Annotated in this window: 1 protein-coding gene; it reads left to right on the top strand. The window is 63.6% G+C overall.

Features of this window, described 5'->3' with window-relative positions; all coding sequences use genetic code 11:
* Window positions 1–17: 17 nt before the first annotated feature.
* On the top strand, window positions 18–1,615 hold a 1,598-nt coding region (locus L2A60_RS20360), incomplete at its 3' end, for an APC family permease (protein ID WP_235706285.1).

The following is a 1,615-nucleotide window of genomic DNA, read 5'->3' on the forward strand; positions in this document are numbered from 1 at the left end:
CAACAGGGGAGTTTCTAATGGCTGAAGGATCTGGACCCAGACTACGACGCGATGCCGGCATTATCGGGCTGCTGTTCGCGAGCCTCGGCGGCATCATCGGATCGGGCTGGCTGCTCGGCCCGCTCGCCGCCGCGAAAATCGCCGGCCCCTCAGCGATCCTCGCCTGGGGTATCGGCGGCATCGCGGTTCTGCTGCTCTCCTTCGTCTATGCCGAACTCGCCACCGCGTTCCCGCGCGCCGGCGCGGTGATCGCCTTTCCGAAACTCTCGCACGGCAGCCTGCTCGCCGTCATTCTCAGTTTCGTGGTGTTCCTCGGCTATGCCTCGGTGCCGCCGGCCGAAGCCTCGGCGGTGATCACCTACGCGAGCAACTATATCCCCGGCCTTATCAACAAAGCTGGTGTGCTGACCGCCAAGGGCTTCCTGGCCTCGGCGATCCTGCTGGCGATCTTTGCCTTCATCAACACGCTCGCGATCAAGCTGGTTCTGGCGATCAATAGCGGATTGACCTGGTGGAAACTGGCGATCCCGATCCTGACCATCCTGGTTTTCGTCATCGTCGGCTTCCACGCCAGCAATTTCTCCTCCCACGGCTTCGCGCCGGGCGGCACCTCCGGCGTGTTCTCGGCGGTGGCGACCTCGGGGATCGTGTTCTCCTATCTCGGTTTCCGCCAGGCGGTGGAACTCGCGGGCGAATCGAGCAATCCGAAACGCAACCTGCCGATCGCGATCGTCGGCTCGGTGGTAATCGGGTTCATCGTCTATTGCGGTTTGCAGATCGCCATGATCGGCGCGCTTCACCCGTCCGACCTCGCGAACGGCTGGGCCAAGGTGACGTTCGTGGGCGCGTTCGGTCCGTTCGCCGGGCTTGCCTCGCTGATCGGCATGGGCTGGCTCGCGGTGCTGCTCTATATCGACGCCTTCATCTCGCCCTCGGGCACCGGCATCATCTATTTCACCACCACCGCCCGCGTCCTGTTCGCCACCGGCAAGGAAGGGCTGGTCGGCGGCAAGACCTTCGCCCGCCTGTCGGTCGCGGGGGTGCCGATCGTCGGCGTCATCGTCACCTTCTTCGTCGGCCTGCTGTTCCTGGCACCGTTCCCCTCCTGGCAGGGCATCGTCACCTTCATCTCCTCGGCCACCGTGCTGTCCTACGGCACCGGCCCGGTCGTGCTGCTGACCCTGCGCAAGACCATGCCGGTCGAGCGCTACAAGCGGCCCTATCTGCTCGCCGGTGGCACGGCCATCTCCTACATCGCCTTCATCATCTCGAACTTCATCATCTTCTGGAGCGGCGCTTCGACCGACAATTTCCTGTTCGAACTGATCCTCGGCTTCTCGATCATCTATATCGGGTATGAAGCGATCGCCGGGGTCGGGCTGAGGAACCTGCACTGGCGCGGCGCGTGGTGGCTGGCGCCGTATTTCTTCGGCATGTGGCTGATCACCTATCTCGGGCCGAAAGCGCTGACCGGCGGCACCGACACCCTCAACCAGATCACCGCCTCGATCATCCTGATCGTGTTCAGCGTGGTGATCCTGCTCATCGCGATGAACTCCGGCATTCCCGATCCCGAGGAAGCCAAGGCGACCATCCTCGCCGGCGAACCGGAACT

The organism is Acidiphilium iwatense (genome assembly GCF_021556475.1).
Lineage (GTDB): Bacteria > Pseudomonadota > Alphaproteobacteria > Acetobacterales > Acetobacteraceae > Acidiphilium > Acidiphilium iwatense.